Genomic DNA, 3250 nt, shown 5'->3' with positions numbered 1-3250 from the left:
GACGCCGAGCGATTGCAGGTGCTCGCCCAGCACGCGTTCGGTCTCGGTCTGCGCCGTGACCAAACAGAACGGGAACGCGCTGTCGACCGCACCGAACGGGATCCGGGCCAGTTTTTTGTGGCCGGCGTAGCACTCCATCGCGCTGGTCTTGACCCCGGTGCTCACCAGTTCGTCGACGATGCCCATCCGGTCGAACATGTCGAGGCTGCGCGCGTGCACCGCGATCGCGCGCGAGTGTTCGGTGGGTTGCGCCAGCTTGTCGATGACCCGAACGCGCACGCCGCGGCGGGCGAGTTCGTCGGCGGCGACCAGACCGACCGGTCCGGCACCGACGACGAGAACATCGGGGCCTTGGGGGGATGGAGCGGCGGCCATGTCTTCCTCCTGTGGGTGGGGGTAGTTGAGACGAAGTTTCACGCCAGCGTGAGTCTAGGTTCAGCGCCGGGGAAATTTCACGCTATGGTGAAACGTATGGCGAAGAGGCCGATAACTCCCGGTCCGCGAGATGAACGGGGGGTGCTGGCCGCGAAGATTGTTGTCGCCGCCCGTGATGAGTTCGCCGAACACGGCTGGGCGGGAACCACCATCCGGGCGGTGGCGCGCGCGGCCGACGTCGACCCCGCGCTGGTCTATCACTACTTCGGGACGAAGGAGCGGTTGCTTGACGCCGCGACGAACCCGCCGCAGAAATGGCTGGAAGCCGTCGCGAAGGTCTGGACGACGCCGACCGAGAAGCTCGGCACCGCCCTGGTCCAGGTACTGCTGGCGAGCTGGTCCGACGAGGAGATCGGGCCGACCATGTGTGCCATCCTGCAGACCGCCGCGCACGAACCGACGGCGCGCGAGAAATTACGGCGCGGGGTGGTCGACAGCATGATGAACAGCGCGGCACTGGACGGCGACGAACGGGACCGACTGGTTCGCAGCGGGCTCATCGCGTCGCAGATGGTGGGCTTTGCGCTGATCCGCTACGTCTGGAAGATGGAGCCTCTCGCGTCGATGCCGGATGACGAGGTGATCGCCGCAATCGCACCCAACCTGCAGCGTTATGTCGACTGTGACCTCACCAACGGGTCTGCTCAGGCGAGGGGCTGAGCCGAGCAGCCGCCTGGTCGACGGCAACCTTGCACTCGGCATAGGCGAGTGCTAAGAATGACTTTGGCACTCGCGACCAGTGAGTGCTAGGTCGGGACGGTGAGACTGAAGCCGAACACAGCTGCGGTCGTCCGTCGCGGGCACTGCGTCCGGCCAAAGACGTGTAACCCCCAACCGGAGGATTCACTTCGCAATGTCCAAGATCATTGCTTACGACGAAGAGGCCCGTCGCGGCCTCGAGCGGGGGCTCAACGCCCTCGCCGACGCGGTAAAGGTGACGTTGGGTCCCAAGGGCCGCAACGTCGTCCTGGAGAAGAAGTGGGGCGCCCCCACGATCACCAACGATGGTGTGTCCATCGCCAAGGAGATCGAGCTGGAGGACCCGTACGAGAAGATCGGCGCCGAGCTGGTCAAGGAAGTCGCCAAGAAGACCGACGACGTCGCCGGTGACGGCACGACGACGGCCACGGTGCTGGCCCAGGCCCTGGTGAAAGAGGGCCTGCGCAACGTCGCGGCCGGCGCCAACCCGCTGAGCCTCAAGCGCGGCATCGAGAAGGCGGTCGAGAAGGTCACCGAGACCCTGCTCAAGTCGGCCAAGGAGGTCGAGACCAAGGAGCAGATCGCCGCCACCGCCGCGATCTCCGCGGGCGACCAGTCGATCGGCGACCTGATCGCCGAGGCGATGGACAAGGTCGGCAACGAGGGCGTCATCACCGTCGAGGAGTCCAACACCTTCGGCCTGCAGCTCGAGCTCACCGAGGGCATGCGGTTCGACAAGGGCTACATCTCGGGCTACTTCGTCACCGACGCCGAGCGTCAGGAAGCGGTCCTGGAAGACCCGTACATCCTGCTCGTCAGCTCCAAGGTGTCGACCGTCAAGGACCTGCTCCCGCTGCTGGAGAAGGTCATCCAGGCGGGCAAGCCGCTGCTGATCATCGCCGAGGACGTCGAGGGTGAGGCTCTGAGCACCCTGGTCGTCAACAAGATCCGCGGCACCTTCAAGTCGGTCGCCGTCAAGGCCCCCGGCTTCGGTGACCGCCGCAAGGCGATGCTGCAGGACATGGCGATCCTCACCGGTGGCCAGGTCATCAGCGAGGAGGTCGGCCTGTCGCTGGAGAGCGCCGACGTCGCGCTGCTGGGTAAGGCCCGCAAGGTCGTCGTCACCAAGGACGAGACCACCATCGTCGAGGGTGCCGGTGACACCGACGCCATCGCCGGGCGCGTGGCCCAGATCCGCCAGGAGATCGAGAACAGCGACTCCGACTACGACCGCGAGAAGCTGCAGGAGCGCCTGGCCAAGCTGGCCGGCGGTGTTGCGGTGATCAAGGCCGGCGCCGCCACCGAGGTGGAGCTCAAGGAGCGCAAGCACCGCATCGAGGACGCGGTCCGCAACGCCAAGGCCGCCGTCGAGGAGGGCATCGTCGCCGGTGGTGGCGTGGCCCTGCTGCACGCGGCCCCGGCGCTGGACGAGCTGAAGCTCGAAGGTGACGAGGCGACCGGCGCCAACATCGTGCGGGTGGCGCTCGAGGCTCCGCTGAAGCAGATCGCCTTCAACGGTGGCCTGGAGCCTGGTGTGGTGGCCGAGAAGGTCCGCAACTCGCCCGCCGGCACCGGTCTGAACGCCGCCACCGGTGAGTACGAGGACCTGCTCAAGGCCGGCGTCGCCGACCCGGTCAAGGTCACCCGCTCGGCGCTGCAGAACGCGGCGTCCATCGCGGCGCTGTTCCTGACGACCGAGGCCGTCGTCGCCGACAAGCCGGAGAAGGCGGCCGCTCCCGCGGGCGACCCGACCGGCGGCATGGGCGGCATGGACTTCTAGAAAGTCAACGAAAGAGCCCGGTCCCCCTGGGGGCCGGGCTTTTTCGTGCGTTGAGTGTGGGGGCTGGGGACGAAAACTGCCCGGAAATCGTCCGTAGCCCCCACACTCGATGACTCAGACAGGACATCCGGCCTCTCGAAGCTTGGCTCTGACCCGCTCAACCGTCACATGCCCCCGCGACAGCATCTCGGCACTGACCCTGACGACGGACCAGCCGGCCCCTTCCAGCAGCGCGATTCGCTCGATGTCCCACGACCTCTGATATCGGTTCTCCCAGTGCTGGATGCCGTCGTACTCGACGGCGACCTTCCACTCGCGCCATCCCATGTCGACCCG

General features: G+C 66.6%; 4 protein-coding genes. 2 read left to right on the top strand and 2 right to left on the bottom strand.

Going from position 1 to position 3250, the window contains the following annotated elements:
• Positions 1-375 (bottom strand): FAD-dependent oxidoreductase (locus A5713_RS19125; protein ID WP_156751944.1); only part of this gene is annotated, 375 nt, incomplete at its 3' end.
• 141 nt (positions 376-516) lie between these two features.
• Between A5713_RS19125 and A5713_RS19120 the strand changes: the two genes are divergently transcribed.
• Positions 517-1095: a TetR family transcriptional regulator gene (locus tag A5713_RS19120; protein ID WP_082973037.1), complete on the top strand. Its 579-nt coding sequence runs from the start codon at positions 517-519 to the stop codon at positions 1093-1095.
• A 193-nt stretch (positions 1096-1288) separates the two neighbouring features.
• Positions 1289-2914: a chaperonin GroEL gene (groL, locus tag A5713_RS19115; protein WP_068098000.1), complete on the top strand. Its 1626-nt coding sequence runs from the start codon at positions 1289-1291 to the stop codon at positions 2912-2914.
• Positions 2915-3028: 114 nt separating this feature from the next.
• Here the strand turns inward: groL and A5713_RS19110 are convergent.
• The coding region (locus tag A5713_RS19110) for a DUF559 domain-containing protein (RefSeq protein WP_156751943.1) at positions 3029-3250 on the bottom strand (222 nt) is incomplete at its 5' end.

The sequence above is a fragment of the Mycobacterium sp. E2497 genome (assembly GCF_001668695.1).
In the GTDB taxonomy this organism is placed as follows: domain Bacteria; phylum Actinomycetota; class Actinomycetes; order Mycobacteriales; family Mycobacteriaceae; genus Mycobacterium.
This window is presented reverse-complemented; position numbering and strand designations above follow the sequence as displayed.